The organism is Dehalogenimonas sp. THU2 (genome assembly GCF_039749495.1).
GTDB lineage: Bacteria > Chloroflexota > Dehalococcoidia > Dehalococcoidales > Dehalococcoidaceae > Dehalogenimonas.
This window is the reverse complement of the sequence record NZ_JBDLLU010000005.1, coordinates 32371-59153: the sequence shown is the minus strand read 5'-3', so window position 1 is coordinate 59153 and position 26783 is coordinate 32371. Positions and strand designations below refer to the sequence as shown.

Genomic DNA, 26783 nt, shown 5'->3' with positions numbered 1-26783 from the left:
TGGCTTTGAAGGCCGGATTGTGTTAGCTGCGGTTTCCTTTCATTTTCGTTTGGACACGTACTGGTCGCTGTTTACAATGAGATGACGATGCGAAAATTCCCTGGATATACTTTTCGTACTTTATCCTTGTTGATTGCGGGTGTTTTCCTGCTTGCTCTTGCCTCGTGTTTTTCAACCGGCCCGGATCAGCAATTAACGGAAAAAGCCAGCCTTGAATTGATTTCACAGATGAATCTGAGGTTGTCTCAACTTGAGCAGCCTACGGAAACCAGGCTGGATGAGATGCTTGCTCAAGGGATGAACGTGGACGATTTACGGCTGCAAAGGCTGTATATTTATTTGACGGGACCCCTGGATCCGTCTCAAATAACAGATCTCCATGAACTGGGCATTACTTTATATATGAATTCATGGATACCTCCGGTGGGCGCTCACCCATACGGCTTTCTTATTGCCGATGCCCCCGTGGACGCGCTTGAAGAACTGGCCGCCAAAGCCTGGGTGGTGAAACTCGATACCGCGGAGGGCATTATCCAGCCGCAAGCCGGTCCGCAATCCTGATTGATGAAAAAATACGCAATGAAACAGATTTGTCTTGCCCTGCTGGTGCTGATTGTACTCATCAGTGGCATGTTCGCTGGGGATTCCTCTGAAACCCACTCCCTTCAGGCCCGGGATCAAGTCCTCGGCCAGAAGATCAGCGGACTGCTCAGCGCGCAGATAGAGGCCAAAAAGCAGATCAAAAGCCTGGGCGGATTGGCGGCGGCCCAGGCAAGCCAATCGGCGGATGGTGTAGCGGGCATTCTGCAGTCTGCGGGATTGCAGGTAGAGAGCGTCGACCGGCAAAAAATATTCCTGTATTCCAGCCGGATGCCAGATGCCGCCCAGGTTGCGGAACTGGAAGCGCTGGGGGTAATTGTTTATCTTGATTCCTGGATCCCGCCTGTCGGGGCGCACCCTGACGGATTTTTGATTGCCGATATGCCCGTTGACCGGCTGTCCGATATCTCGGCCAAGAGCTACGTCCGACACCTGGATACCGCCGAACGGGTTTTTCAGGCTCAAAATGATGAAGCGGCTCTGGCGACTAATGTGGCTGCGCTGAGAGGCGGTTCTTACGGTCTTGACGGCACGGGGGTTACCATCGCGGTGCTGGATTCCGGTTTGGATTTGAGTCATCCTGACATCCCGTCGCTGGCATCCGGAACGATCGTTAAGGATTATTCGAACTGGCCGTCGTTGGACGAGACCGTTGCCAACCATTATACCGGCCACGGCACCCATGTTACGGGCAGCGTTCTGGGCGATGGTTCAGCTTCCAGCGGACTTTACGCCGGAATGGCTCCGGGAGCGGACCTGGTGTTTCTTAAGATAGGGAACGACTCCAATGCTTCCGCGACGAGTGAAGCCATGGTGAATGCCATTCAAGATGCCGTCGATGTTTATCACGCGGACATCATCACCATGAGCTACGGCGGCTGGAGTGATCACCACGATGGCTCCGATGCCATGAGTCAGGCGGTGGATTATGCGGTGAGTCAGGGGGCGGTCGTCTTGATTGCCGCCGGGAATTCCGGAAATGACGCGGATCACTACTCCGGGACCGTCCCCGGCAACGATTCAACGGATTTTATCGCCATCACCGCCGGCAATACCCCCGCTTCTCTATATTTCAATATGGTTTGGTTCGACGGACCCGGCATAAGCGATGATCTTGAACTCGAGTATTATAATTCCAGCCGGCACCTGATCGGCTCGACCCAGTTCCTTCAGAATGAAAGCTTCAGAGGCACTGAGAGCCAGTATTCAAACGTAGCCTCGCAACCGGCGGGGACGTATTATCTGAAGGTTAAAAACAACTCATCCTCGGCTCAGTTGTTCCATTTGTACTATGTCGGGAACGGGTACGTCACTTTTGCTGATCCCGATCCGGCCTATACTCTCAATTCTCCGGCTGAAGCCGATAGCGCCATCGCGATAGGGGCTTATGTTACTCGCGCCTCCTGGCTGGATTATTCAGGTGCCGGGCACAGCTACGGCTACGAGCTCGATGAAATCGCCCCCTTCAGCAGCCGGGGGCCCAGGGTTGACACCGGAGCGCCCCTTAAACCTGAAATTGTGGCTCCGGGGAGTGTCGTAATTTCGGCCCGGGATGGTGATATTTATACCTCGGCCAGTTTGTATTGGATTGATAATTCTGAATACTACGTGATGCAGGGCACCTCGATGGCGACACCGGTAGCGGCGGGGGCGGCGGCGCTCATAATTCAGGTTCACCCGGACTGGACTCCGGCTCAGGTCAGGGATTATCTGGAATCTAATGCCGTTGACATGGGGGCTGCGGGGAATGACGACACGCACGGCCATGGGCGGTTGTATTTGCCTGAGACACTTGCTGAACCTGACGCCAACGACGCCCCGGTGCTGGCCGCGATCGGGGCTAAATCAGGCGATGAACTGGTGGAGATCACCTTCACCGCCACCGCTGCTGACGTCGATGTGCCGACGGATACTTTGATTTTCTCACTGGACGATGGCGCCCCTGCTGGTGCCGCCATTACTGAGGACGGCGTCTTTACCTGGACGCCGGCCGAGGACCAGGGACCGGGAGTTTACCCGGTTACTATCCGGGTGACTGACAACGGCACCCCGGCTCTTGATGATTTCGAGACCTTCGACATTACCGTGGCCGAGGTCAACATCGCCCCGGTGCTGGCTGAGATCGGGGCTCAATCGGTGGATGAACTAGTGGAGATCACCTTCACCGCCGCCGCTGTGGATGCTGACGTACCGGCGGATACTTTGACGTTCTCACTGGACGGCGGCGCCCCGGCTGGCGCCGTCATGACCGAAGGTGGCGTCTTTACCTGGACTCCAACCGAGGCTCAGGGAGGTGCGGTGTACACCTTTGATGTGGTGGTCTCCGACGGCGGTCTATCCGACAGTGAAACTATCACCGTGACCGTAAACGAGGTCAACGTCGCCCCGGTACTGGCTGAGATCGGGGCTATATCAGGCGATGAACTGGTGGAGATCACCTTCACCGCCACCGCTGCTGACGCCGATTTACCGGCTGACATTTTGACTTTTTCGCTGGCCGACGGCGCCGGCGGCTCTATTCCCGCGGGTGCCTCCATTACTGCTGACGGCGTCTTCACCTGGACTCCAACCGAGGCTCAGGGAGGAGCGGTCTACACTTTCGATGTGGTGGTCTCCGACGGTAGTCTTTCCGACAGTGAAACTATCACCGTGACCGTCCCGGCGGAAACATCGACGCTTGAACTTATCGCCGGCTGGAATTTTATCGGCTTGCCGGTGATTCCCGTTTCGACTGACATTTCAGATGTTTTGGCAGGCATTATCGATAAAGTAGTTATCGTATGGTCTTATGATGGCGCTGCCTGGACCCGGTATATTCCCGGAGTTGCCTCGTCGCTTACCCAAATGACCAGCGGTGTCGGATATTGGATCAACCTTTCGGAAGCAGCGACACTGACAGTTTCAGGCACAATACCGCCATCGAATGACATCACTTTAACTGCCGGTTGGAATCTTATCAGCCTTGGCACCGCGCCCGGTGACCCGGATATAGGAACAGTTTTAGCCGGTATTATCGATGATGTTGTTATCGTTTGGCATTACGATGGCGTGACCGGTATCTGGACGAGGTTCATTCCGGGAAGCCCGGCGACGTTAACGGAAATGACGCAGGGCAATGCTTATTGGGTTTATATGAGCAGTCCCCGAACGCTTACTATTACCTGATGAATTTGAAGATGGCTGATATTGTCGTTGGATAAGAAATACAATATGTACGAATTGAGATAAGCTTAAAATGAGAATCGCCGTTAAGGTCGTGCTTACCTTTTTGTTACTGGCCTCTCTGCTGCCGGGGATTACCGTGCGGGCGCAACCGCAACAGCCTTACGCTATTGACGGCAGCGTGACCATTGACGGCAGTCCGGCACCCGATGGCTCAAACGTCCAATCGAGTTTGGGCGTCTCCGCCGGCACCAGCGGTGGTTCTTACAGTATGGATATTCCCGCGGACGCTGCCAACCCGGGCGATAGCATAAGCTTCACCGTAAACGGCATTCCGGCCGGATCTGGTACTTTACCTGAACGAGGCCTGCCCGTCACCATTGATCTTTCGATAACTTCCCCGCCTCCGACTTTCTCCCTTACCATCCAGGTATCCGGAAACGGTTCGGTCAGCCCGTCATCGGGCGATTACGAGCAAAACAGCCAGGTTGTATTGACGGCTTACCCTGCTTCCGGGTGGGTTTTCATTAGCTGGACCGGCGAGGTAGCTGACCCGAATACGCCCAGCACCAGCATCCTGATGAACTCAGACAAAACCATCGTGGCTAATTTCGAGGAAACGCCGCCGGTTCCGACCTATTTGCTCACCATCCAAAAAACCGGAGAGGGTACGGTTAATCCGGCGGTTGGCGCCCACAGTATTGATCAGGACAGCCGGGTTACCGTAACGGCTGCCCCGGCAGCGGGTTGGCGCTTCGCGGGCTGGACCGGTAACGTAGCCAGCCCATCTCAGGCAAGTACAACTATCGACATGGACAGCGATCAAACGATCATTGCCAACTTCGTACTCCTGCCGGATGAAACACCGCCGCTGATCTCCGGGGTTCAGGCGATCGACATCACCAAAACCAGCGCTACCATTACATGGAACACTGATGAAGAAGCGGCAGGCGCGGTAGACTATAGTCCCGGAGCGCTCACCTCTAGTAACGCGGCCCTGGTGACTTCCCACTCCGCCACGCTCAGTGGTTTGACGCCGGCAACGACATATACGTTCAAGGTCAGGAGCACGGATGGATCCGGCAACCAAACTGCATCCGGGGAGTTTTCATTTACTACTCTGGGTTCTCCGGCGGTGTTTGAAACCAGCGGATGGCGATTCGATGTGGATGACACTCCCGGTGGCGGTAAGCAGCTGACCGTTGAGTTTACGGTCGCTAACGAGGGCGATGTGTCAGGCGCCTACCAAATGGATTTGCTGCTGAATAATGCCGTCGCTGAAACCAGGAGTGTCGTGCTGGAGCCCGGCGCCGATCAGGTGGTCAGCTTTATCATCAACCGGTCAGCCGTGGGAAGTTACCTGGCGAGCATCAACGGATTCGAGGTCAATTTCAGTGTCCCTGAGGATGTTACGGATAATGACAGCGCGGGCCGGTTCACAATTTCCCTGCCTCTGGTACTCATTGCCGGAGTTATCGCATTTGTAATAATCGTGGGGCTCTTCCTGTTAAATCGGAAATATTACTTATTCCCAATGGCTCCCAGGAAATAATCACAATCGAAACCCGGCCCGGTCAACGAAATGACGATAAAAGTGCTGGAAGGTGGTAGCGCATACGGGATTCGAACCCGTGATCTCTGCCTTGAGAGGGCAGCGTCCTAGGCCGCTAGACGAATGCGCCTTGAAGAGCTGGCTGGGGATCCAGGGTTCGAACCTGGGCAAGCAGATTCAGAGTCTGCTGTCCTACCACTAGACGAATCCCCAGTGCGCAGGACATTATAGCGGAACACGGCTGACACCCGCAACCGCGGGTGTCAGCCTCAGCCACCGATGTACGATCGTTTTTTTGAAAGACTAAGCGGGATTATGGGTCATGAAGCCCCAGAAAATCACGTAAGACAGCCCAAAGGCCACAAACGCCATACCGGCGATAATGCCGAGGGAGACCAGATTGTCAATTAAACTCCGCAAGGTAAGCCTCCTAATAATCGTTGCTAATATGATAGCTATTTGAACGCCTTGAGTCAAGGTTCTAGCCCCAAAGCACTAGTACCCTATCTTGGATTGACAGTTCACGAATAAACTCTTATTCTAGTCCGATATGGCTGAACTTAAAAAACTCCAATCCGTTATTAACGTCACCTTCCATAACCTGGGACTTTTGGAATTGGCGTTGATCCATAGTTCTTATGTCAACGAGAGACCCGGCTCCAAGATAGATTCCAACGAACGGTTGGAATTCCTGGGTGACGCCGTGCTTGGGCAGTGGGTCGCCGGGAAACTCTACCGCCTGCTTCCCGAGGCCGCCGAAGGAGTCCTGACCCAATATCGATCCATCCTGGTAAGGCGGGGCACGATGGCCCGGCTTGCCGAGACGATAGATCTTGGAGCGTATCTGTATCTTGGCCGGGGGGAAGAGGCCAGCGGCGGCAGGCGCAAACCAGCCAACCTGTCGCGAGCCCTGGAAGCTTTGATCGCCGCTGTCTATCTGGATCAGGGGCAGCAAGTGGCAGGTGAGTTCCTGAACCGGCTCTACGCCGATGATCTTGAAAAATTGGAGTTGCTCAGTGCCGGCGTGGATTATAAGAGCAAGCTTCAGGAACTTATCCAGGGAACCTGCCATACCACACCGGAATACAGTATTGTCGAAAGCGCAGGGGCTGCCCACCAGCCATTGTTTACCGCCGAGGTTCGGGCTGGAGGCGTACTCCTCGGCAGCGGTCAGGGATACAGTAAAAAAGAAGCCGAATCACAGTCCGCTCGTCTTGCGCTTCAAAATCTCCAGGATACTTTACACCCCGATGATGCTTTGTTAACATTAGATCAGAAAGAGAAACGAGGATAACTATATGGGTCAGCGCGATAAAGGCGGCCGGGAACAAAAAAAGGTCAAGAAAGATACCAGGAAGGGTGAGATCACCAGTCAATTCGTTCAACCTCCGCCCCCGGTAGAGGTACTCAAGGTCAAAGGCAAGAAACCCAAGGGCGCCTGATACCGGGTTTTATGAGAGGCGATATCCGCGCGGTACGCCTCACTATCCGCGGCCTGGTGCGGGGCGCCGGCTTCCGCGATTGCCCTTGAGCAGGCGGAACGATATCGATTGCCGGACTAAATCTCAACCTCTTGACGGCCGAGTTTTATATTCTCCATGTAATCGGCCTTGATGCCAAGAGTCTCCGTCACTTCCAGATCGACTTCGAACGGCTTGCCGATGAATATTTTCCCTACCTCTTCAGCCGTTCCGTGTGTCGGATCATCATCCGACACGAACTTCTGCCGGGCTTCCACGATGCCCATGTCAAAAGGCAGTGTAAAGTAAAGATCGGCCAGTACCTTATCCAATCCCAGTGCGTGGAGGTTTTTCCAGCCTTCTTTATTGCCGCCGTACTTAACCACGGGCAGCAACGACATCAAATTGGAGATGGTCATGTGCCCCTGGCCTTTGATAACGTGTAGCGGCGCCACACTGATAAGATAATCGCTGGACAGGATAATATTCGGCACCCAGAATGTGGGAATGATGAACGGTTTGGGTAAGGGATTATCGACTTCCACCCATGTCGAGTCTTTCACGTCTAAAGTAAGCACCCTCGGAAAGTCATAACCCAGGGACTGATAAATCGGTTGAACAGGGGTGCCATCGGGTGTGCCGTCCAGGAGAATGATATCCGCGTCGCTGATCCAGCGGATGCCCTTGATGATGCGGGCGATGATGTCCCTGCTGGTGGTCACCGGATAACCCGCGTCGAAATGGGCCGACGGTTTGATGAGCACCCGTCTGGCCCGCGAGATGGAATCCGGGGCTTTAAATACGAATTGGGCGGCGTTGTGAATCAAGTTAAGGTCCCTTCTTCTGGTATCTAATAAGTTGATGATCCCGGGATGAATCCGCCCGGATCGGATCCGGCCATAGCCAGCCGCTCTTTTTGTTCGATTTCCCGAGCCCGTGTCAGATCGGCCTCGTTGTTGATATTAAAGAAAGACAAATGCTCCGGATCGAAACGGTCGATCTCATCCGCTTCCACATAGCGGACCCTGATCCGTTTGAACAGTTCCGTCACACTATAGATTCCATCGTCCAGCAAGTATTTAGCCTGGGTCAGGCACTCCTTGCCGTAAATGGCGTGCAGCGGTTCCACATTTCGTTCCACCCGCGGCACTACTGCATCGTATCCTTCCGAAATTTCCGCCATATATCGCAGGAGCTTTGGATTCAGGAACGGCATATCGCATGCCACAACCAGGTTCTTGTCCGCGCGGGAGTTAAGAAGTCCTGTGTATATCCCCACCAGCGGACCGCGCCCCGGAAAGGCATCGATGACCAATCGGACATGCCCGAATTCCTCGAGCCCCAGTTCGGTGTTATGCGGACCGGTCACGACGATAATTTCGGTGTCACAAAAAATAAGGCTTGAGACAGTGCGTTGGACCAGGGTTTGGGTACCTATTGCCTCAAGCGCTTTATTACGGCCCAGCCGCAGCCCCCGGCCTCCGGCCAGTACAATACAACTTAAATCCAAATTATGGTTCAGGCTTAACTCAAGCCGCTCCTATAATTAATTTTACCATAAAGGTCAATAGGTTGACCCTGTTTTTGAGGTATCACGGTCAATATATATTTTTCCAACCCGCCAAAATCCTATTGACAACCCAGGTGTGACCGTGTGGTATCATATGCTCTCCCCGTTAGAAATCAGGCTTCATTAATGAGTGTTCGCTTTGCCGATCCCGCCAAACAGCTTCAAAAACGTCCCCTCCCCGGGGCAGAATTCAATTCTGCCCCGGGGAGGGGTAAATAATGACATCTGCCAAAAAAAGAATTGTTTCACTTGAATTATTTGTTTCCGCCAGACAATCTCACGTTTGGACCGCCGGAGCCCAATCGCGGAAAATCGGTATTGTTTCCCAAAATATGCATCGCGAAAAAAACAATCGGCAATGCCCCGGGGACCCGCTTGCGTTTGACAATACCCCGGCCATAATTTATCCTGAATCACCCGTTATTCGAGGTATTTTTGGAACGTTTACTGCTTTCAGGTAATGAAGCCATCGCCCTGGGCGCCGCCCACGCCGGGTTACGTGTGGCCGCCGCCTATCCCGGCACGCCGTCAACCGAAATACTGGAAGCCATTGCCCGATTCCCGGACGTTTATACCGAATGGTCCTCCAACGAGGCTGTGGCCGTCGAAGTGGCGCTGGGCGCCAGTTACACCGGCGTGCGGGCGCTGGCTTCGATGAAGCATGTCGGTCTGAACGTAGCCGCCGACGCCTTCATGGCCGCGGCGACGACCGGCGTCCGTGGCGGGTTGGTGATCGTGTCCGCCGACGATCCGGGCATTCACTCCTCTCAGAACGAGCAGGACACCCGCAATTACGCCCGGTTGGGCAAAGTGCCATGTCTGGAACCGTCCGACTCTCAGGAAGCCTACGATTTCAGCCGCGCCGCCTTTCAGCTCAGCGAAGACTTCGACACTCCGGTGTTATTAAGACCTACCACCCGCGTCTGCCACTCCAAGAGCGTGGTGACGACCGCTGAAGGGCTCACCCTCGACCGGAAACCCGAATTCCGCCACGAACCGGGCAAGCTCGTAATGCTGCCGGGAGCGGCGCGGGGCAGAGTACCGAAGATCAACGAACGTTTGTCGAAACTGACCGGATATGCCGAGACTTCTTCACTCAATCAAGTTATCGAGGGCTCACCGAAACTCGGCATTATAACTAGCGGCATCTCCTACCAGTATGCCCGGGAGGTCTTTCCCGGCGCCTCTTTCCTTAAACTCGGCCTCACTTACCCGTTGCCGCCGAACCTGGTACGCGAATTCGCCCGCCGGGTGGATACCTTATTGGTCATCGAGGAACTCGACGGATTCATCGAACTCCATCTTAAAGCTCTCGGCATCACTGTCACCGGCAAAGAGATTTTCCCTCGTTCCGGCGAGTTTTCACCTGATGTCATTCGCGAAGCCGCAGCCAAGGCAGGATTCATCGAAGGGAGTTCGACGAAATGCCTGCCGATCGGCGGACTGGCCAAACGGCCGCCGCTTTTATGTCCCGGTTGCCCCCATTCCGGCGTCTTCTTCACTCTCTCCAGCCTGGGGCACCGCTCCGCTCTCCCCGGTAAAAATCCCCGGCCGCCGAAGTTAACCATCTGCGGCGATATCGGCTGCTACACGCTGGGCGCTTTTGCCCCCTTATCGGCCCTGGACACCTGCGGCTGCATGGGCGCCGGCATTTCCCAGGCGGCGGGTATGGCTAAAGCCGGCCTCGACGAGAAACCCATCGCCGTGATCGGTGACTCCACTTTCATGCACAGTGGTATAAACGGTCTCTTGAACGCTGTTTACAATCAAGCCAGGATTTGCGTACTCATCCTGGACAACGGCACCACCGCCATGACCGGCCACCAGGGCCACCCGGGCAGCGGCGTCTCCTCCGCCGGACAGCCGGCCGCCAGGGTGGTGATCGAGGACCTGGTCCGCGGCGCGGGTGTAAAGAATCCGGCCGTCGTCGATGCTTTCGACCTGAAAGCCGTGCGTACGGCATTGAGACAGGCCATGACATCGAGCGAGCTTGAGGTAGTCATCGTCCGCGGTGACTGCCCCACCCTGACCCGCAAACGTGGAACCCCAATGCAACACGATATCCATAAATGCGATGATTGCGGCGCCTGCCTCCTCATCGGCTGTTCGGCCATCAAACGGAACGCTGACGGCGATATTACCATCGACAGCGGCGTCTGCGTCGGGGAATACTGCACGCTGTGCGAGCAGGTCTGCCCCAAAGGCGCCATTTCTTCCGGCATCGAGGTAACGCCATGACCGGGCAAAACATCGTTATCGTCGGCGTCGGCGGCCAGGGGGTCGTGCTTGCCTCCAATTTACTGGCTGAGGCCGCGCTTGCCAGCGGCTGCGACGTGAAAAAGACCGATACCCTGGGAATGGCCCAGCGTGGCGGCAGCGTGGTCAGCCATCTGCGCTACGGGCGATCCGTCGCCTCGCCGCTCATCCCTGAGGGCGGGGCTGATATCCTGATCGCCTTTGAGAAGCTGGAAGCGGCGCGTTGGGCGCACTTCATCAAACCGGATGGCACAGTCATTGTCAATGATCTGGCCCTGCCCCCGCTTTCGGTCACTCTCGGCGCCGATACCTACCCGTCGGATACCGAAATAGCGGCGATGATCCGAAGATACACCCCGGGGCTCAACGTCGTGAACGGCACAGCGACGGCAGAAGGTCTCGGCAACGCCAAGATGGTAAATACGGTACTCCTGGGCTACGCTGCCCGGTTCATCGATATCGACAGCCGTTTGCTCCTGTCCACGATCGAGGCAGCACTGCCGGTAAAGCTGCGCAAGGCAAACGTCAGCGCTTTCGAAGCCGGGCAAAAACTAAGCCCGCTAACGGTGTAGCGGGCTTATAAGCAAGAAGCAGTCCGGCTGTTACAACTGGCAGGTCGGTGCGGCATCTGAGCCGGATTCCAGCATCCGCGCTAAGAGCTGAGTCAGTTTGACCTCACCGATAAGTTTGCCAACATCATCCACTACCGGCAATTCCACCAATTGTTCATGCACCATGATGTGCAGTGCCTGTTCCAGTGTGTTGCCGGCTTTAACCGAAACAGCCGGTGAAATAATATCGCCGATGGTCTGCGACTGGCACAGCTTCATGATCTCAAAGGCTTGAAACGCTCCACCCCGTATACTGGTGCGATCCGACAGATTCATCCCCAGCTTGAGCTTGACCCAATTCAGGATATAGTGGAGCTTAACCAGCCCTTTCAGCTTTTTCTGCTCATCGACGATGAAGAGCGTATGAACGTCCGGTTGTTTAACGAACTCCCGTATCGCCTCTTCAATTGAATCGCTCTCCCTGACGGTAAGGGTCCGCGAACTGGGTACGCTGATGCTTTGAACGAGTGTCTTGTCCATGAATTCTCCTGCATTTATTAAGGATTGATCCGCTTAGCGGTGCCCTCTTTGTCCTCGCGTTATTGTAGCATAAGAAGGTTTCGGTGCTAAATATACGCCCCGGAGACTCCCGGTGTTTGAGTCTCCTTTCTTCTGCTATATAATAGACTGAGATCGAAATTCAAGGAGGCAGCACATGAGTTATACCGCGCAGGATTTCAGCAAGATTCTGGGTATGGATGGTTTCTCTGACACCCTCATCAACAACCATTTCACCCTTTACCAGGGGTATGTCAAGAACACGAACAAACTCATCGAACTTATCGATGGTCTGGCTAAGAGCGGCAAGAGCGACAAGCCGGAGTATGCAGAACTGCAGCGGAGATTCGCCTTCGAGTGGAACGGTATGCGGCTGCACGAGTACTATTTCGGCAACCTGAAGGGCAACGGCCAGCCGGTAAGCTCCGGCAAGCTAGAGCGCAAACTCATAGATGCCTGCGGCAGCCACGAAGCCTGGGAAGCGGACTTCCGCGCCACCGGCGCCCTGCGGGGTGTCGGCTGGGTAATTCTCTACGAGGATCTCCAGACCGGACAGGTCTTCAACGCGTGGATCAATCTTCATGAATCCGGGCATTTGGCAGGGTGCCAGCCCATTCTGGTCATGGACGTCTGGGAGCACGCTTTCATGGTCGATTACGGACTCAAACGCGCCGACTACATCAATGCTTTCTTCAGGAATATCGACTGGAAAGTATGCGAATCCCGGCTGAAGTAAACGATGACCTTGTGTGTTTTGAATCAGAGTATTAAAAGGAGAACCGACCGATGACCATAGCCTTTACCCCGGCCGAACTCTACAATATCGCCATCTCCGTCGAACGACGTGGCGCCGCCTTCTACGACACCCTTGCCCGCACCTGTTCCAACGACGACACCAAACAAGCTTTTCTGGCCCTGGCTGCCGTAGAACACCAGCATATCCAGACCTTCCAGAAATTGCTGGCTGAGGCACCGGCAGCCAAAGGGGAGGGCGCCGATGCCGAGGAGTACGGCGCCTATTTTCAGGCTTTGGTGGAGGCTTCCGTCTTCAACAATGATCTGGCTACCTCTGAGTTAGTGACCAAGGTTGACACCGATAAAGAAGCGATCGAGGTTGGTATCGGAGCGGAGAAAGATTCCATCCTGTTTTACGAGCAGCTTAGAGACATTGTCGCCGGCAACGCGGCGGAGGACATCACGAAGATCATCAGCGAGGAAAAAGCGCATCTGCGCAAGCTGGCCGAGTTGAAGTCGCTGCTATAAAATTTCCTATATTCGATCGATATCGATGATCGATTATCCCTTCGGGATCGTGCAAGAGACGTCATCCCCCGGTTAGCGATTATCTTTTAGCGATATCCGAGAAGTTCTCAAGGCTGCGGAAATCCATCAACCCGCTCATGGCGCGGTTCCTGGTGCCGATTCCCGCCTCCGCCGCCGCAGCTACGGGGTTCAATCCGCCGCAGAGCACCATTCCGGCCTTGTTCAATCCCACCGGCACTTCGCACACCGGTTTGGCACTTTCCCCCATGGATACCAGTCCGCGAATTCCGGCACGTTCAAGCTTGGACATAAGATCCCGTACCAGCGGCAGACTCATGGCTGGAACTTCGCGGAAATTAGCCAGTATCTTGCCGGCGCCACGCCGCGCCGCCTCAGCGACAGTGGTCATGCGGCTGGAAATAAATATCTCCGACGGATCCAGTGACGATCCGGAGTAATGGATTAGGTCAGTGAAGCGCCAGGGCCGGTTCTGCCGGTATTGGAGCGTACCGCCGAAGCGTGAATCCATGGGCACTCCTGCCTTCAACAAAGTGGCGTTGATAACGATGCTGCATACCGTGGCCAGACCCACGTAGCCTTCCGGTACCGGTATCCCACCCAGATTACCGCCGGGCGCAGCCACCGCCACCTTGTCGGATACGCAAATCCCGGCCTTGAAGATCGGCGTCATTGTCTTTACCGCGTCCTGGAATTGATCGACGTGGAAAAAAGAGATGTTGACCGGTATCAAACCGTCCAGCCGGTTCACATCGAAAGTGCTCTGGTAGGCCAGCAACTCTATCTTATCCGATACGAAGCCGACCTTATCAGTGACCATGGCGTTGCTTAACTCATCAAGGCCGGCGGTAGTGACAGCGCGACCGCTGCGGCGGGAAACCTTGGACGTTAAGCCCTGGTCATCGAGCAACCCCAGGTGATAGCGCACCGCCCGTTCCGAAAGTTCTATGCCGTATTCGTCCCGGAGGCGCCGGGCGATAACCTGACTGCCCAGGGCGCCGGAAGCGCTGCCCAGTACGCGCAGGATCGCCAGTTTTTCACGTTCTACTTCCCGGCTGTCGATTTTGGCCATTCTTTTTCTCCCGCTACAATACGGCAATATAAATAGTTATATTGCCATTATATCGAAGGTAACCAACATCGGTCAATTGATCTGGGAGACAGATTTCAAGCTGTTCTGATACAATATGCCGTATGACCCGTGTCATCATCGAAACTCTCGGCTGCAAACTGAACCAGGCTGAATCGGAGACCCTATGGCGTAATCTTTCGGCAGCGGGCTACCAGGTGATAGGCGCCGTTGAATCCGCGGATGTCCTCATCCTCAACACCTGCACCGTCACCCATATCGCCGACAGGAAAGCGCGACAGGCTGTCCGGAACGCGGTCAAGCATAATCCCGGTATATCCGTTATCGTCGCCGGGTGCTACGCCGAGACGGCAGGGGTATCTCTACTGACCCTGCCGAACGTCCGGGCGGTACCGGGGAACGCGGCTAAACAAAGCATGGTCGCAGAACTCAAGCGCCTGGGTTTCCTGCCGATGCTTGAACCCGATTCAAGCGATCCGTCCCGCAACAGGTCGCTGATCAAGATACAGGACGGCTGTGACCACCGTTGTTCTTATTGCATCGTGCCGCTGGTGCGCCCGGTTAAAAGTTGTGTTCCGCCTGACGCCGTTATCGACGAGGTCATGCGACGCCAGGCCGAAGGCTGCCGGGAAATCGTCCTGACCGGCACCGAAATCGGCGAGTATACGAACGATGGGCACAGCCTCGAAACACTGCTCAGGCGGATCCTCGATCAGACATCGATCGAACGAATACGCATATCATCACTGCAACCCCAGGAAGTAACGCCGGAACTTATCGGCCTGTGGCGGGACCGACGCCTGTGCCGCCACTTTCACCTGTCTCTTCAAAGCGGCTCCGACTCCGTGCTCGGCCGCATGCGCCGGCGTTACGACACAGCCCGCTACCGCGGCATCGTCGAACAGATACGATCACACATCCCGGACGTCGCCATCACCACCGATATAATCGCCGGTTTCCCGGGTGAGTCCGAAGCGGAATTTGAAGAAAGTTACCGTTTCATCGAATCCCTGGAGTTCTCCCGGTTACATGTGTTCCCGTACTCCCCCCGCCCCGGCACTGTCGCCGAATTGATGCCGGACAGAATTGACAGCAGGATCGTCAAAGTGCGGGTGGACCGCCTGCTCCGGCTGGGACACCATTGTGAGGCGGAGTTCAAGCGCCGGTTCCATGGACGGGCACTTGATGTCCTATTCGAAAATAAAGAAGGCGATGAATGGGTGGGTTACAGCGACAACTATATCCGGGTGACTACCAGAAGCGAAACACCGCTGGCTAATCAGATCATTGAGATCAGATTGTAGCAACATCGATAGTTATTATTTTATGTCACCCAATACCGGGTAATCAGACTTACTTTCATCCGGCAATGGGTCTATAATATCATGGAAATCAAGCTGAAGAAGCAACAACGGAGGATATAGATGGCCGACCAAACAATTGCCAGCAGGATCATGTCCAAACCGCTGCCGCAGATCCTCGATGAGATCGACGACAGCATCAGGCTGGCGGACGCCGCCGCCAAGACAGCCCGGGATGCCGCCGCGGCAGCCCAGTTAGCCGGTGAAAAAGCCGCCGGTGAAGCTGCCCGCGTAGCCGCGGAGCATATCGCCAAAGTGCAGGCGATCGCCGATGAGGCTTTAGCGCTGGCCAAACAGATCCGCGCCGCCTTGCAGGAGTCATCATCCTCGCTCCAGGATAAGCTGGCCTCAACCCCTGCTAAAAAATGACATCTCCCCGGCGCAAGCGTTGGGTATTGGTAAAACCGTTGATCGGAACGGTATGAAAAGCATCCCTGCCTGTCATAGTACGGGCAGGGATGCCCGTACTACCATGGGAACCTGACGACGCAAGGATCGTGGTATTAGACCCAAGGGAAGAACAAAAGCAAAGCGCCCCGATTTCTCGGGGCGCTTTGTTAATTGGATTGTTTTTTACTTAGCGGTTGGAACCGACTTTGCGGAAACAATCGCTGCAGTAAACCGGCTTGTCGCCGCGGGGCTGGAAGGGTACCTGGGTGTTCTGGCCGCAAGCGGCACAAACGGCCGGGTACATCTGGGATGAGCGACCGCCGCCGAAACCGCCGGTGCTGCCGCCGCGCTCGGTTTTGCGAGCGGAACGACAAGGAGCACAGCGCTTGGGTTCATTGGTGTAACCCTTGGACTGGAAAAATTCCTGGTCCGCGGCGCTGAATGTGAAGCTGGTTCCGCAATCGGAACACTGGATCTGCTTGTCCTGTAGAGCCATTGAATGACCTCCTCTCTTAATACTCGTTGTGAGAGTTGCGGTCATCCATACTTGGGCTTGGGGCGTGGTACTAATGACACGAACTGAACAACTAATAATCAGCATATCGCATTGCTATGCCATTGTCAACAGCCAATTATTACGGATAAATTAGGACATATCCACGGCATTGTGGTAGCATCATTGGCTAAATCAAAAAGATCAAAATGAACGATCATGAACCCGAAAGGACCGTTTATGACCACCACCGTCAGTATCCGCCGCGCCAACCCCCGGGACGTCCCGACCATCGCCGAATACAATATCGCGCTCGCCTCCGAAACCGAGGACCGGCGTTTGCAGGAAACCACCGTTACGGATGGCGTCCGGCACTTTCTGGAACACTCGGAATTCGGCTTCTATATCATCGCCGAGATCGAGGGTAAACCAGCGGCCCAGACAATGATCACCTACGAATGGAGCGACTGGCGCAATGGCGTCATCTGGTGGATACAAAGCGTCTACGTTTCCAAAGCGTACCGCCGCCGGGGGCTATATCGCAAATTATATGAATTCGTGAAGACATCCGCACAAAACGATGGTGGAGTACGGGAAATCCGGCTGTATGTCGACCGGGAAAATGTAGCCGCTCAGCATACCTATGAAGCCCTGGGCATGCAGCGCAGCCACTATTTGCTTTATGAGGCCGAGGTATAGGTCATGAATCCGGGATGCATCCGGCTATGAAGAGACTCCATCGGCGGAACTGGCGAAGGATTTCCACGCCATTCGTTCAATGTCTTCCCGCCTGAATCTGCGGTCACCGCGCGATGAAATTCGCCAGCAATCTATCTTTCCCTTATCTCCCCAACGTCTGAGCGTGTTGATTGAGACATTGAGCAACTCGCTGGCCTCCCGGATATTGATCAGTTGCCCATTGATTTGACCGTCTTCATTCTTCATATTCCTAATAACGCATTTAGACGGATTCTGTCAGGGATTTCATCCATCGCTGGGGCTGGCGTTCAAGATACCGGGATTGTTCAAGGTGAAGATAGAGGATGTCTTCTCCCCCGGCGACGAAGGTGCCCCCGGTCGAAGTCCGTTTAGCGCGCGCCGAGCGGAATGCCATAGGTACCTGTCGGGTCACGGAAAATCGGCAGTTCCGGGGGTAAAAACGTGAACAGCACCAGTGCTGCCGCCAACGCGATTATCATTGCCCCAGAGACCCAATTCATATAGCCGGGCAACCCGCTCGAGATCAATATCTTATAGCTGACCATCTGCCCGATGCCGATAGCCACAGCGAAAATGAAGATGTCCACGATCAGGATTTCCTCACCGGTGGCCGCGGTGTAGGAGTAAAAGATAAGCGCCGTGACGGCAGGAATAAGATAAGAGGCGACTGCCTTGGCGGTCAGGAAATTATTGAGCATATCCCGGAAAAAGCGGTGCTCGATGGCTGCCCAGAGCACCGTAGGCCAGAAACCCTGTTTGAAGTGCTCCCAGACGCTTTCATTGACTGAGGCAAAGGCGCCAGCCAGTGGCGATTCACCCGACCACTCAAAAACAAAATGCAGCAACGCTCCGAGAGTAAAGACGAAGAGGATGCCGAGGAGTTCCATTTTGAGGATTTTATTCACGCGAGTCCCCTATAACGAGAGAGCGATTGCATCATCGGCTGGCAGCCATCTCGCGACGACGGGTGTGGGATTTCCTTAATGGATATGCAATACCTTAGATAAAAACGCCCGTGATCTCTCCTGCTTGGGATTGGCAAAGAAATCATGCGGGGTGGCCATTTCTACTATCTGGCCTTCATCCATGAAGATCATCCGGTCAGCGGCGGCGCGGGCGAAGCCCATCTCGTGGGAGACTACCACCATGGTCATGCCTTCTGCGGCGAGAGCAGCCATGACGTCGAGAACTTCTTTAATCATTTCAGGATCCAGCGCCGAAGTTGGTTCGTCGAAGAGCATAACTTTGGGATTCATTGCCAGGGCTCGAGCAATCGCAACCCGTTGCTGCTGGCCGCCGGAAAGTTGACCGGGGTAGGCGTTAGCTTTCTCCGGAATACCCACTTTTTTCAAAAGTTGCAGGGCAACTTCCCGGGCCTCTTCTTTGCAGCGCTTGCGTACCTGGCACTGGGCGAGCATCAGGTTATCGATGACCGATAGATGCAAAAACAGGTTGAACGATTGAAAGACCATACCCACTTCACGGCGTACAGCGTTGATGTTCTGGGAGGAGTCCAGCGGTATTCCGTCAACGACGATACGCCCGCTCTCGTATTCCTCCAGCCGGTTGATGCAGCGGAGGAGGGTGGATTTGCCGGATCCGGAAGGACCGATGATAACCACCACCTCGCCTTTTCCTACTGTCAGGCTGACCCCACGGAGCGCCAGTACCCGGCCGAAGCGCTTATGCACGTTTTCTATTTCGATAATCGGTTCAGGCATGGCTATCTCTCGTACCGGGTCTTCTTCTCGATATAGGAAACGATGCGGGCGGCGAATAAAGTCATTATCAGGTAGAGGAGAGCGATCATCGTCCATGTCTCGATAGGGTTGAAATTAGCAGCCATGAACTCCCGGCCGCGGCGGGTGAGGTCAGCCACGGCGACGACGGAGACGAGCGAGGAGTCCTTCAACAGGGCGATGAACTCATTGCCCATGGGCGGCAGGATGACCCGGAAGGCCTGCGGCAGCACCACGTAGCGCATAGCCTGGAAATGGCTCATACCGAGGGACCTGGCCGCTTCCATCTGCCCCTTGGGAATGCTCTGGATGCCGGCGCGAACGATCTCCGACATATAAGCACCGTAGCATACGGTAATGGCCATGATGGCGGTGACGATGGGGTTGGCCCGGTATTCAATGAGGGGTGCAAGATTGAGCCATGTGCCGATTTGCTGAATGACCACCGGCGAGGCAAAATACCAGGCGATAAGTTGCACCAGGAGCGGGACGCCGCGGACAATCTCGACGTAAAGGGTGGCGATGCCGAAGACGATTTTGTTTTTGGCCATGCGCCCCAGGCCGCCGAAAAGTCCGGCGATAAGCATGAGGAGGTACGATAACACCGTCACCAGCACCGTAACGGCGATGCCGTCGCGAGCGAAAACGACGATGTCTTTGAACGGGTCCGGCTGAGCGACCACCAGAAGCACGATCAGGGCAGCCACGGCGGCTACCAGCCACCACCAAGGATCCTGGCGGATGTTTATCTCGCCCCCGGTGACGAAGCTGAGTTCCTCTACCGGTGAAACCTTCTCTGGTTCTTTCATGCGAAGCAAAAAAGAAGGGGGCGCTCTGTTGAGCGCCCCCTGTCCCTTATTTTATTCGATTTCCCACTTGGTCAACAGCGTCGGGATGGTTCCGGCGGCTTTGACCTCGGCCAGGGCGGCATTTATCTTAGCCAAAAGGTCTTCCTTGCCCTTGGGGACGGCGATGCCGTATTCCTCGGCACTAAGCATGGCGCCCACCGTTTTCAGCTGGGTGGGATTCTTTGTCACATAACCTGCCGCCACGGGTGTATCGCACACGATGGCGTCGATCTGGTTGCTCATCAGAGCGGCGAAGGCCAAACCGATTTCATCGTAGGCTACCTTTTCGACACCAGTCATGGCAGATACTTCGGTGTCACCGGTGGTACCGGACTGGACACCGACCTTGCCGCTGATGTTGGCCGCGCCAGTGATTGTATTGTTGCTGGAGCGAACGACGATGATCTGGCCAGCTGCATAGTACGGGTTGGAGAAGTTCATCTCTAGCTGCCGGTCGGCGGTAATGGTGATTGAAGAAATGGCGGCGTCATAGGTGCCCTGGGCCATGCCGGCCAACAGCGAGTCCCACTCGACGTTGATGTATTCGATCTCGAGATTGGCCTTCTTGGCGATCTCATTCATAAGGTCGATATCAAATCCGACGATCCGGTTTGTGGCCGTGTCCACGTACTCGAACGGCGCCCAGGTGGCGTCGGTAGCGACGCGAATCTTGGTAACGGCCGTTGGATTCGGGTCATCGGTGCCGTTGTCGCATCCGGGCAATATAAGCGCGGCTACGAGCGAGAACATGACCAGCAGGATTGAAAACTTTTTCACGTTGGCTCCTCCCAAATTTTTGAATCGAATGGGCCAAGTTTACAATATGGGGGTTATCGCTGTCCATATTTTTAGCTCGCTCTGAAAGGGGTCTCAATCGCAGAATGCCCAGAAATCAATATTTAGTTATAATAAGTAGGATGAAACGTATAGGAATCACCACCACCGTGCCTGTAGAGGTTGTCCTCGCAGCCGGAGCCGTCCCCATCGACCTGAACAACCTGTTCATCAGCGATCCTGACCCAGCATCGTTGATAACAATCGCGGAAAAGGCCGGGTTCCCTTTGAATACCTGTGCGTGGATCAAGGGTATCTACGGCGCCACTCTCAAGTACGGTATCGCGAACGTGATCTGTGTGACCGGCGGGGACTGCTCAAATACCCTGATGTTGATGGAAGTACTGCGACACAAGGGCGTCCGAACTATTCCTTTTGCCTATCCCCCGATCCCGGATTGCAATCAAGTGACCACAGCCATAGACCGACTTGCCACGGACCTTGGGGTGACAAGACAAGCCGCGGAGCAGGTTCGAAAAGAATTATTGCCGACCCGAAAACTGACCGCCGAACTCGACCGGTTTACCTGGGCTGAAAACCGGATCAGCGGCAAGGAGAATCATTTCTGGCTGGTGTCCGCGTCCGACTTCAATAGTGATGTCGGAGCCTTTACCGACCAATTGGGCGCCGTCATCCAAAAAGCAGCGATACGTGACCCCTATCCCGCCGACGAAATACGTCTTGGCCTTATCGGCGTCCCCCCGGTGTACGCCTCTCAACTCTACCCGTTTCTCGAAGGGTACGGTGGAAGGGTCGTTTACAATGAGGTGCAGCGGCAGTTTGCCATGCCCTATGACGTGGCCGATCTGGGTGAACAATACACCAGATATACTTACCCTTATGCCACGGAACAGCGTATCGAGGACATCAAAACAGCTACCACCCAGCGTAACTTGGACGGTATTATCCATTACGTCCAGTCTTTTTGCCACCGCGCCATTGGTGATATACTGATACGGTTTGAACTCGGAGTGCCCATTTTGACGATAGAGGGCAATATGGACTTCGGTCTGAGCCAGCATCTGAAAACCCGCCTGGAAGCCTTTTTGGATATGTTGAGCCTCAAAAGAACCGCCACTCGATAACACATTATTAAAAAGGAGGACTATCCATGGTAACCCGCATCGGCATCAACGGCTTCGGCCGCATTGGCAGGCTCACCTTCCGCGCATTGAAGAAGTACCACCCCAATGAGTTGGATGTAGTGGCCATAAACGACCTGGCGGACACAGCCACCAACGCACATCTATTGAAGTACGACAGCAGTTACGGCTCCTATTCCGGTACTGTTACCAGCGGTGACGGGACCATTATCGTCGATGGCAAAACGGTACGGGCTTTCTCGGAGAGAGACCCGGACAAGATCCCGTGGAGAGACTACGGCGTGGATATCGTCATCGAATCCACCGGCCGCTTTTCAGACCGGGCTAAAGCCGCGCTGCATCTGGAAGGCGGCGCTAAAAAGGTCATCATCTCCACCACGTCGTCGAATGCTGATCTGACGGTAGTGATGGGTGTCAATCAACAAGCGTATAACCCTGCGGAACATGTGATCATATCCAACGCTTCCTGCACCACCAATTGTGTTACCCCCATGGTTAAAGTCCTGTTTGACAAATTCGGCATTGAAAAAGCACTGATCAATACCGTCCATGCATATACGAACGATCAGAGTCTGCTGGACATCTATCACAAAGACCTGCGGCGCGCCCGTGCCGCTGCCCTGAACATCATCCCCACCACCACCGGCGCCGCCAAAGCGGTAGCTCAGGTGATTCCGGAGCTCAAGGGGCTGATTCACGGGATTTCCTTGAGGGTTCCGGTAGGCAGCGTCTCCATCGCCGACATAACCGCCATCGTCGGCCGGGACGTTACCGCTGAGGAGGTCAACGCGGCGTTGGAGGTCGCGGCGAACAATGAGCTTAAAGGGATATTGTCTTTCTGTAAAGAAGAACTGGTCGGTTCGGATTTCAAAGGCGACCCGTCAAGTTGCATTATCGATGCCCCCTCTACTATGGTAATCGCGGGCAACATGGTTAAAGTGCTCGGCTGGTATGATAATGAATGGGGTTATTCTACCCGCCTGGGTGATCTGTGCGCTTATATTGGAGCCAAAGGCATCTAATTATCGCAAGGCAGGAGAAAATAATTCTGGATGATCGAGGTTATTCCCTTTAACCCTAAACGTTCGTAATGGTTGACAGGGCCATAACGTGAAACTAAAATGAACCCTGAGTATCGCTAGGAGGAATTGGTGAAGTTAATAGTTGTTGGGTTGGGACAAGCCGGCAGCCGTATCGCTGACGAGTTTGCCCGGATCAATAAAAGAGCTCAAAGCCAGCGCGGGATCGAGATCTGCCCCGGTATCTTTGCGGTCAACACCGACGCCGCGGATCTTACCGGGCTTACCACCATCGAACCAGATTATCAGCACCGCATCCTGATCGGCGGACGCAAGACCGGCGGTCATGGCGTCGGCAAGATCAATGAACTTGGCGCCGAGGTAGCCCGGGCTGATGCTGACAAGGTCATCGACGCTCTACGAAGCGCGCGCCATTTTTATGAGGCGGACGCCTTCCTCCTGGCGGCCAGTTCCGCCGGCGGCACGGGATCGGGCTCGATCTCGATCATCGCGCAGCGGATCAAAGAACGTTATCCCGACAAACCGCTGTATTCCTTACTGGCTTTGCCGTTCGAGCATGAGCGCGAAACCGAGGAACGGGCTTCCTACAACTCCGCGGTCTGTCTTAAATCCATCTACTCCATCTCCGATTGTGTCTTTCTCATCGATAACCAGCGCTACGTTATGAAAGATTCTTCCTTGGGCAACAACATGTCCCGCATCAACGAACTCATCGTCGAGCCTTTTTACGACCTGCTGTGCGCCGGGGAAGAAAAGAACCCCAAGTTCATCGGCGCCAAGACGCTCGATGCCGGCGACATTATCCAGACACTTTCCGGCTGGTCCGTGTTAGGCTCCGGGCAATCCGACCTGAGCAAGTCTTTCAGTCTTTTCGAGCGCAGCACAGACTTCCGCAAGAAAACCTCCGAAACCCATAAGGGCATCCAGGCTATGGACGAGGCCATCAGCGAAATGTCGCTCAAATGCAATCCCAAGGAAGCCGGCCGCGCCATCTACCTGGTTTCAGCTCCCCCCAAGGAGATGAACATGGACATGATGCGAGAGCTGAACGAATGGATGCGGGAGCTTTGCCCCAACGCCATTATCCGTAACGGTGATTATCCCCGCGGCTCCAACAAGTTAACCGTAACCGTGATCCTCTCGGAACTCTCCGATGTGGAAAGAGTGCGCAATTTCTACTCCGACTCGCTCACCCTGATCCCGGTCATCAAACAGCGCCAGGTGGAACTCCGCCACAAGCTTGCAGACATCAACGACATGGGCAAGGATATTCCCTCGCTCCTGGAAGATTAGCCCGCCCGCTTTTTAAGTCAGACAGTCCCGTCCGTGACGGGGCTGTCTTGTTTTTATCAGGTTTCTTTGCCAGCGGATGAGCAATGTACTAAAATGCCTTAATGCTGCGCCATATACTCAATCACAATTTCCGGGTTCACAGGGTGCTTCTGGTCCTTTTCATGGTCTTATCGCTGACCGCGAACGTCCCGGATACCGGCACAATCCTGCATGCGGGAACGGCACCGAAAGATCCCGCTGGCTTATCCACGGTGCCTGCCGCCGGTTCTTCCGACCAGGAAGCGGATGGTCCGATCGATGGCATCGATCTTCAAATTCCTGACGATTGGTGGGTGAACATGGTGGCCGCCGCGCTGGGCGTCCTCATCGCCTACGGCATTTATTATCTAAGGTTGAAAGCGGTCGCACGGCAACGGCAACTACTGGAACAAGAAGTGGCTGACCGGACCGCGGATCTCAAGCGGCTCAACCAGGAACTTGACCGTGAGATACAACGGAGGGCGGAGTTCAACCGGGCTTTGGTTCATGAACTTAAAACCCCGCTTACCGCCATGCTGGCTTCCGCTGAATTGTTCGTCGACGAATTGTCCGGCGATCCGAGGCAGGACCTGGCTAAAAACATCTACCGTGCCGCCCAGAACCTGGACCGCCGCACCGATGAACTCCTGGACGTAACCCGCGGTGAGATCGGCATATTGACCGTCACCGCTAAACCTGGCGATATCGGCCCTTTGCTTGTCAGTATGGCCGACACTCTCAGACCGGCCGCGGCACGCAAGCGTCATTCTCTCAATATAGATATCCCGGACAATCTGCCGCCGGTCAAAATGGATGACGACCGTGTCCGGCAAGTGTTGTACAATTATCTTACCAACGCGATCAAGTATACGCCGGAACGAGGCCGCATCACACTCAAAGCCTACCCTGCGGACAGCGAACTGAAAGTGGAAGTGATAGATTCGGGACCGGGTATCAGCCGGGAAGCTCAAATACGGCTCTTTGAGCCCTATTACCGCGTACCCCGCAGCGGTGGTGAACAGTTGAGCGGCCTGGGTCTTGGCTTGGCATTGTCGAAAATGATAATCGGACTGCACAACGGCCGGGTTTGGGTAGAAAGCGCACCCGGAAAAGGAACGACTTTCGGCTTTGCTTTACCTTTAGCCGAACCAAAGGAGCATTCATGAAGGCATTAATGATCGAGGATGATCCTCAAATCGTTGATTCGGTAGCCTGGGCATTCCGGATGCGCTGGCCGGATATGGAATTTCTATCAACAGACTCCGGCGTCCAGGGTATTACCATGGCCCGTGAACAGAAACCGGACGTGATCATTCTTGACCTGGGTTTGCCGGATATCAGCGGATTCGAAGCGTTGAAAGGTATCCGGAAGTTTTCCGACCTGCCGATCATCATCCTTACCGCCCGTAAAGATGAGTTCGATATCGTCAAAGGCCTCGAGGCGGGTGCCGATGATTACCTGGTCAAGCCGTTCAAGCAGATGGAACTGCTCTCCCGGATCAAGGCTCTCCTGCGCCGTTCGTCCGCGCCGGGACCGGATTCAGCGCTTACTGTCGGCGAGCTACGATTATCGCCCGCCACAGGCATTCTCCATTTTCAGAATAGAGAAATACCGTTGACACGTACCGAAGAGATCATCATGAGTAAACTGATGCAACACGCCGGTGGAGTAGTCACCTACGCCACACTTGCCGAAGCCCTTTGGAACGATTTTTATCCCGACTGCGTCGCGGCGCTAAGAGTGTATATCCGCCAATTGCGCCAAAAGATAGAACAGGATATCGACAATCCAAAACTGATCATGAATAAACATGGCGTGGGGTACATGTTGATGGTGCCGGGCTTAACACCCGGTTAGCATCGATGGTAAACAGATAATCTCCCTTCGGCGGGATTTTCGGTATTTAACCGTAAAAAGATTTTTGTTTACAACACTACGTTTATCTGTTATAAAAAGATTTCGGGGGAGAACCACTTGGCCATTTTCAGTTTAACGATCGGCATCATCAGTCTGATCGGCATGTTCGCTGCCTTCCTCCCATATTTGGGCTTTTTACATTGGTTCGCCGTACCCCTGGCCATGGTAGGTTTTTTCATGGGGCTCGCCAGCCTAGCCCAGCATAAGAAGAGAGGTATTTCAATCACCGGGATGATTCTCTGTGGTTTCGTAATCGTGATCGGTACCATCAAGCTGGCGGGGTTTCCCGATATTTTTGTCTAACAAGTTGGTTTAAGGAGGTCCGGATGAGTGCCTTGGACGCTGTTGGCGCTTCCACCGTATCAGGTGATAATTTTGATGTAACCCGATTTCGGCGGGTCAATGTGATTATTTTCACCACCAATGGTATCTTTTCCGGATTAACTCTTTGCCAGCACCAGCAGCGGCTGCTGGATGCTTTGAACAAGGGCTTTTATACCTCCAAGTTACAGACCTGCTCGGACTTCGTGCCATTATTCGAAGTGAGTTTCTTCGCCCCCGGGCAGGCCGCCCGCCATATGGATACGGCCTATATCCGGAAGAACAATATTTTATTCGTGGGTGAGCAGAACATCGTATCATCGACAACGCAGACGAATGTTTACCCGATGCGGCGCAAAAAACCGCTGCAGGCCGTTATCAATCTGCCCCAGGTAAGCCTTACGGGCAACATGCACAGCGAGATGTGGGAAGAATTACAGGACGCACTGAATCGCAGCGATCAGTTCATCCCGCTGACCGATGTGGATTTCAATCCGGCGTTCGAAGGCGGTATCGCCCAACTGGATTTCGTCGCCGTCAACAAGGACCATATAGTTTACGTCGGAAAATGATCCCGGCGTTCGGGCTACATTGAAAAGGCGGCGCTAATGCGCCGCCTTTGGCA

Annotated in this window: 30 protein-coding genes and 2 tRNA genes; 20 read left to right on the top strand and 12 right to left on the bottom strand. The window is 54.6% G+C overall.

Translation table 11 applies throughout. The annotated features are described in order from the left end of the window. The first annotated feature begins 87 nt into the window (after positions 1-87). From ABFB09_RS03900 to ABFB09_RS03890, 3 genes are all read left to right on the top strand, one after another. Entirely contained in the window at positions 88-561 is a 474-nt protein-coding gene (locus ABFB09_RS03900) for a hypothetical protein (protein ID WP_347000047.1), read from the top strand. 18 nt (positions 562-579) lie between these two features. Then, complete coding sequence (locus tag ABFB09_RS03895; protein ID WP_347000046.1) at positions 580-3765, top strand: S8 family serine peptidase; 3186 nt, start codon at positions 580-582, stop codon at positions 3763-3765. 70 nt (positions 3766-3835) lie between these two features. Beyond that, complete coding sequence (locus ABFB09_RS03890) at positions 3836-5314, top strand: fibronectin type III domain-containing protein (RefSeq protein ID WP_347000042.1); 1479 nt, start codon at positions 3836-3838, stop codon at positions 5312-5314. Between the two features lie 53 nt (positions 5315-5367). Here the strand turns inward: ABFB09_RS03890 and ABFB09_RS03885 are convergent. After that, a tRNA-Glu gene (locus ABFB09_RS03885) sits at positions 5368-5444 on the bottom strand. Positions 5445-5453: 9 nt separating this feature from the next. Then, positions 5454-5527 (bottom strand) — tRNA-Gln (locus ABFB09_RS03880). Positions 5528-5864: 337 nt separating this feature from the next. Between ABFB09_RS03880 and rnc the strand changes: the two genes are divergently transcribed. Together rnc and ABFB09_RS03870 are read left to right on the top strand one after the other, a co-directional pair. Beyond that, entirely contained in the window at positions 5865-6608 is a 744-nt protein-coding gene (gene rnc / locus ABFB09_RS03875; protein WP_347000040.1) for a ribonuclease III, read from the top strand. A gap of 4 nt (positions 6609-6612) precedes the next feature. Then, complete coding sequence (locus tag ABFB09_RS03870; RefSeq protein WP_347000038.1) at positions 6613-6756, top strand: hypothetical protein; 144 nt, start codon at positions 6613-6615, stop codon at positions 6754-6756. Between the two features lie 116 nt (positions 6757-6872). On the opposite strand, the gene ABFB09_RS03865 is transcribed toward ABFB09_RS03870, so the two are convergent. After that, a complete protein-coding gene (locus ABFB09_RS03865; protein ID WP_347000036.1) occupies positions 6873-7601 on the bottom strand; it encodes a DUF362 domain-containing protein in 729 nt (242 codons plus the stop codon). Positions 7602-7624: 23 nt separating this feature from the next. After that, the gene (locus ABFB09_RS03860; RefSeq protein WP_347000034.1) at positions 7625-8284 is read right to left on the bottom strand and encodes a molybdenum cofactor guanylyltransferase; all 660 of its coding nucleotides are present in this window, start codon (positions 8282-8284) and stop codon (positions 7625-7627) included. Between the two features lie 278 nt (positions 8285-8562). Here ABFB09_RS03860 and ABFB09_RS03855 point away from each other — a divergent pair, with 278 nt between their 5' ends. From ABFB09_RS03855 to ABFB09_RS03845, 3 genes are read left to right on the top strand one after another with little or no spacing between them, the layout of a single operon-like run. Next, entirely contained in the window at positions 8563-8805 is a 243-nt protein-coding gene (locus ABFB09_RS03855) for a hypothetical protein (protein WP_347000033.1), read from the top strand. Further along, complete coding sequence (gene iorA, locus ABFB09_RS03850; RefSeq protein ID WP_347000031.1) at positions 8780-10582, top strand: indolepyruvate ferredoxin oxidoreductase subunit alpha; 1803 nt, start codon at positions 8780-8782, stop codon at positions 10580-10582. The genes ABFB09_RS03855 and iorA overlap by 26 nt, the downstream gene beginning before the upstream one ends. Next, complete coding sequence (locus tag ABFB09_RS03845; RefSeq protein ID WP_347000030.1) at positions 10579-11172, top strand: indolepyruvate oxidoreductase subunit beta; 594 nt, start codon at positions 10579-10581, stop codon at positions 11170-11172. Before iorA ends, ABFB09_RS03845 begins: the two co-directional genes overlap by 4 nt. A 30-nt stretch (positions 11173-11202) precedes the next feature. On the opposite strand, the gene ABFB09_RS03840 is transcribed toward ABFB09_RS03845, so the two are convergent. Beyond that, positions 11203-11691, bottom strand: a complete 489-nt coding sequence (locus tag ABFB09_RS03840; RefSeq protein WP_347000028.1) for a CBS domain-containing protein — start codon at positions 11689-11691, stop codon at positions 11203-11205. Between the two features lie 175 nt (positions 11692-11866). Here ABFB09_RS03840 and ABFB09_RS03835 point away from each other — a divergent pair, with 175 nt between their 5' ends. Together ABFB09_RS03835 and ABFB09_RS03830 are read left to right on the top strand one after the other, a co-directional pair. Then, complete coding sequence (locus ABFB09_RS03835) at positions 11867-12445, top strand: Fe-Mn family superoxide dismutase (protein ID WP_347000027.1); 579 nt, start codon at positions 11867-11869, stop codon at positions 12443-12445. A gap of 50 nt (positions 12446-12495) precedes the next feature. Next, positions 12496-12972, top strand: a complete 477-nt coding sequence (locus tag ABFB09_RS03830) for a ferritin family protein (protein ID WP_347000026.1) — start codon at positions 12496-12498, stop codon at positions 12970-12972. 79 nt (positions 12973-13051) lie between these two features. Here ABFB09_RS03830 and ABFB09_RS03825 read toward each other — a convergent pair whose 3' ends face one another. Continuing rightward, positions 13052-14062 carry an NrpR regulatory domain-containing protein gene (locus ABFB09_RS03825; RefSeq protein ID WP_347000024.1) on the bottom strand — a complete coding sequence of 337 codons (1011 nt, stop codon included), beginning with the start codon at positions 14060-14062 and terminating at the stop codon, positions 13052-13054. A gap of 122 nt (positions 14063-14184) precedes the next feature. Here ABFB09_RS03825 and mtaB point away from each other — a divergent pair, with 122 nt between their 5' ends. Next, positions 14185-15384 (top strand): tRNA (N(6)-L-threonylcarbamoyladenosine(37)-C(2))-methylthiotransferase MtaB, encoded by a 1200-nt coding sequence (gene mtaB, locus ABFB09_RS03820; RefSeq protein ID WP_347000022.1) that lies wholly within the window; start codon positions 14185-14187, stop codon positions 15382-15384. Between the two features lie 120 nt (positions 15385-15504). Then, entirely contained in the window at positions 15505-15810 is a 306-nt protein-coding gene (locus tag ABFB09_RS03815) for a hypothetical protein (protein WP_347000020.1), read from the top strand. 208 nt (positions 15811-16018) lie between these two features. Here ABFB09_RS03815 and ABFB09_RS03810 read toward each other — a convergent pair whose 3' ends face one another. After that, positions 16019-16327, bottom strand: a complete 309-nt coding sequence (locus ABFB09_RS03810; protein WP_347000019.1) for a CxxC-x17-CxxC domain-containing protein — start codon at positions 16325-16327, stop codon at positions 16019-16021. A gap of 216 nt (positions 16328-16543) precedes the next feature. On the opposite strand from ABFB09_RS03810, the gene ABFB09_RS03805 reads away from it, so the two are divergent. Next, positions 16544-17023: a GNAT family N-acetyltransferase gene (locus ABFB09_RS03805; protein ID WP_347000018.1), complete on the top strand. Its 480-nt coding sequence runs from the start codon at positions 16544-16546 to the stop codon at positions 17021-17023. Positions 17024-17047: 24 nt separating this feature from the next. On the opposite strand, the gene ABFB09_RS03800 is transcribed toward ABFB09_RS03805, so the two are convergent. The 5 genes from ABFB09_RS03800 to ABFB09_RS03780 all read right to left on the bottom strand — a co-directional run bounded on the left by ABFB09_RS03800 (position 17048) and on the right by ABFB09_RS03780 (position 20408). Then, complete coding sequence (locus ABFB09_RS03800; protein ID WP_347000016.1) at positions 17048-17269, bottom strand: helix-turn-helix domain-containing protein; 222 nt, start codon at positions 17267-17269, stop codon at positions 17048-17050. A 143-nt stretch (positions 17270-17412) separates the two neighbouring features. After that, positions 17413-17949 (bottom strand): DUF6512 family protein, encoded by a 537-nt coding sequence (locus tag ABFB09_RS03795; RefSeq protein WP_347000014.1) that lies wholly within the window; start codon positions 17947-17949, stop codon positions 17413-17415. 75 nt (positions 17950-18024) lie between these two features. After that, positions 18025-18765, bottom strand: coding sequence for an amino acid ABC transporter ATP-binding protein (locus tag ABFB09_RS03790; RefSeq protein ID WP_347000012.1), 741 nt, complete (start codon positions 18763-18765; stop codon positions 18025-18027). Between the two features lie 2 nt (positions 18766-18767). Continuing rightward, positions 18768-19592, bottom strand: a complete 825-nt coding sequence (locus tag ABFB09_RS03785) for an amino acid ABC transporter permease (protein WP_347000011.1) — start codon at positions 19590-19592, stop codon at positions 18768-18770. Positions 19593-19643: 51 nt separating this feature from the next. Continuing rightward, positions 19644-20408, bottom strand: a complete 765-nt coding sequence (locus tag ABFB09_RS03780) for a basic amino acid ABC transporter substrate-binding protein (RefSeq protein ID WP_347000010.1) — start codon at positions 20406-20408, stop codon at positions 19644-19646. 140 nt (positions 20409-20548) lie between these two features. Between ABFB09_RS03780 and ABFB09_RS03775 the strand changes: the two genes are divergently transcribed. The 7 genes from ABFB09_RS03775 (at position 20549) to ABFB09_RS03745 (ending at position 26730) form a co-directional block, all read left to right on the top strand. After that, positions 20549-21550 carry a 2-hydroxyacyl-CoA dehydratase gene (locus ABFB09_RS03775; protein ID WP_347000009.1) on the top strand — a complete coding sequence of 334 codons (1002 nt, stop codon included), beginning with the start codon at positions 20549-20551 and terminating at the stop codon, positions 21548-21550. A gap of 26 nt (positions 21551-21576) precedes the next feature. Further along, positions 21577-22590 carry a type I glyceraldehyde-3-phosphate dehydrogenase gene (gene gap / locus ABFB09_RS03770; protein ID WP_347000007.1) on the top strand — a complete coding sequence of 338 codons (1014 nt, stop codon included), beginning with the start codon at positions 21577-21579 and terminating at the stop codon, positions 22588-22590. 129 nt (positions 22591-22719) lie between these two features. Next, complete coding sequence (locus tag ABFB09_RS03765; RefSeq protein WP_347000005.1) at positions 22720-23901, top strand: tubulin/FtsZ family protein; 1182 nt, start codon at positions 22720-22722, stop codon at positions 23899-23901. Positions 23902-24002: 101 nt separating this feature from the next. Further along, the gene (locus tag ABFB09_RS03760) at positions 24003-25085 is read left to right on the top strand and encodes a HAMP domain-containing sensor histidine kinase (RefSeq protein ID WP_347000003.1); all 1083 of its coding nucleotides are present in this window, start codon (positions 24003-24005) and stop codon (positions 25083-25085) included. Continuing rightward, a complete protein-coding gene (locus ABFB09_RS03755) occupies positions 25082-25777 on the top strand; it encodes a response regulator transcription factor (RefSeq protein WP_347000001.1) in 696 nt (231 codons plus the stop codon). Before ABFB09_RS03760 ends, ABFB09_RS03755 begins: the two co-directional genes overlap by 4 nt. Before the next feature lie 117 nt (positions 25778-25894). Beyond that, a complete protein-coding gene (locus ABFB09_RS03750; protein WP_346999999.1) occupies positions 25895-26140 on the top strand; it encodes a hypothetical protein in 246 nt (81 codons plus the stop codon). Between the two features lie 23 nt (positions 26141-26163). Continuing rightward, on the top strand, positions 26164-26730 hold the full coding sequence (locus ABFB09_RS03745; protein WP_346999997.1) for a hypothetical protein: 567 nt from the start codon (positions 26164-26166) through the stop codon (positions 26728-26730). Positions 26731-26783: the final 53 nt, after the last annotated feature.

Coding starts and splice junctions, on each gene's coding strand:
- ABFB09_RS03810 (WP_347000019.1), bottom strand. CDS start 16,327: ATGGCTCTACAGGACAAGCAGATCCAGTGTTCCGATTGCGGAACCAGC.
- ABFB09_RS03775 (WP_347000009.1), top strand. CDS start 20,549: ATGAAACGTATAGGAATCACCACCACCGTGCCTGTAGAGGTTGTCCTC.
- ABFB09_RS03790 (WP_347000012.1), bottom strand. CDS start 18,765: ATGCCTGAACCGATTATCGAAATAGAAAACGTGCATAAGCGCTTCGGC.
- mtaB (WP_347000022.1), top strand. CDS start 14,185: ATGACCCGTGTCATCATCGAAACTCTCGGCTGCAAACTGAACCAGGCT.
- gap (WP_347000007.1), top strand. CDS start 21,577: ATGGTAACCCGCATCGGCATCAACGGCTTCGGCCGCATTGGCAGGCTC.
- ABFB09_RS03815 (WP_347000020.1), top strand. CDS start 15,505: ATGGCCGACCAAACAATTGCCAGCAGGATCATGTCCAAACCGCTGCCG.
- ABFB09_RS03840 (WP_347000028.1), bottom strand. CDS start 11,691: ATGGACAAGACACTCGTTCAAAGCATCAGCGTACCCAGTTCGCGGACC.
- ABFB09_RS03870 (WP_347000038.1), top strand. CDS start 6,613: ATGGGTCAGCGCGATAAAGGCGGCCGGGAACAAAAAAAGGTCAAGAAA.
- ABFB09_RS03855 (WP_347000033.1), top strand. CDS start 8,563: ATGACATCTGCCAAAAAAAGAATTGTTTCACTTGAATTATTTGTTTCC.
- ABFB09_RS03755 (WP_347000001.1), top strand. CDS start 25,082: ATGAAGGCATTAATGATCGAGGATGATCCTCAAATCGTTGATTCGGTA.
- ABFB09_RS03800 (WP_347000016.1), bottom strand. CDS start 17,269: ATGAAGAATGAAGACGGTCAAATCAATGGGCAACTGATCAATATCCGG.
- ABFB09_RS03835 (WP_347000027.1), top strand. CDS start 11,867: ATGAGTTATACCGCGCAGGATTTCAGCAAGATTCTGGGTATGGATGGT.
- ABFB09_RS03845 (WP_347000030.1), top strand. CDS start 10,579: ATGACCGGGCAAAACATCGTTATCGTCGGCGTCGGCGGCCAGGGGGTC.
- ABFB09_RS03900 (WP_347000047.1), top strand. CDS start 88: ATGCGAAAATTCCCTGGATATACTTTTCGTACTTTATCCTTGTTGATT.
- ABFB09_RS03745 (WP_346999997.1), top strand. CDS start 26,164: ATGAGTGCCTTGGACGCTGTTGGCGCTTCCACCGTATCAGGTGATAAT.
- ABFB09_RS03890 (WP_347000042.1), top strand. CDS start 3,836: ATGAGAATCGCCGTTAAGGTCGTGCTTACCTTTTTGTTACTGGCCTCT.
- ABFB09_RS03760 (WP_347000003.1), top strand. CDS start 24,003: ATGCTGCGCCATATACTCAATCACAATTTCCGGGTTCACAGGGTGCTT.
- ABFB09_RS03825 (WP_347000024.1), bottom strand. CDS start 14,062: ATGGCCAAAATCGACAGCCGGGAAGTAGAACGTGAAAAACTGGCGATC.
- rnc (WP_347000040.1), top strand. CDS start 5,865: ATGGCTGAACTTAAAAAACTCCAATCCGTTATTAACGTCACCTTCCAT.
- ABFB09_RS03895 (WP_347000046.1), top strand. CDS start 580: ATGAAACAGATTTGTCTTGCCCTGCTGGTGCTGATTGTACTCATCAGT.
- ABFB09_RS03830 (WP_347000026.1), top strand. CDS start 12,496: ATGACCATAGCCTTTACCCCGGCCGAACTCTACAATATCGCCATCTCC.
- ABFB09_RS03785 (WP_347000011.1), bottom strand. CDS start 19,592: ATGAAAGAACCAGAGAAGGTTTCACCGGTAGAGGAACTCAGCTTCGTC.
- ABFB09_RS03805 (WP_347000018.1), top strand. CDS start 16,544: ATGAACCCGAAAGGACCGTTTATGACCACCACCGTCAGTATCCGCCGC.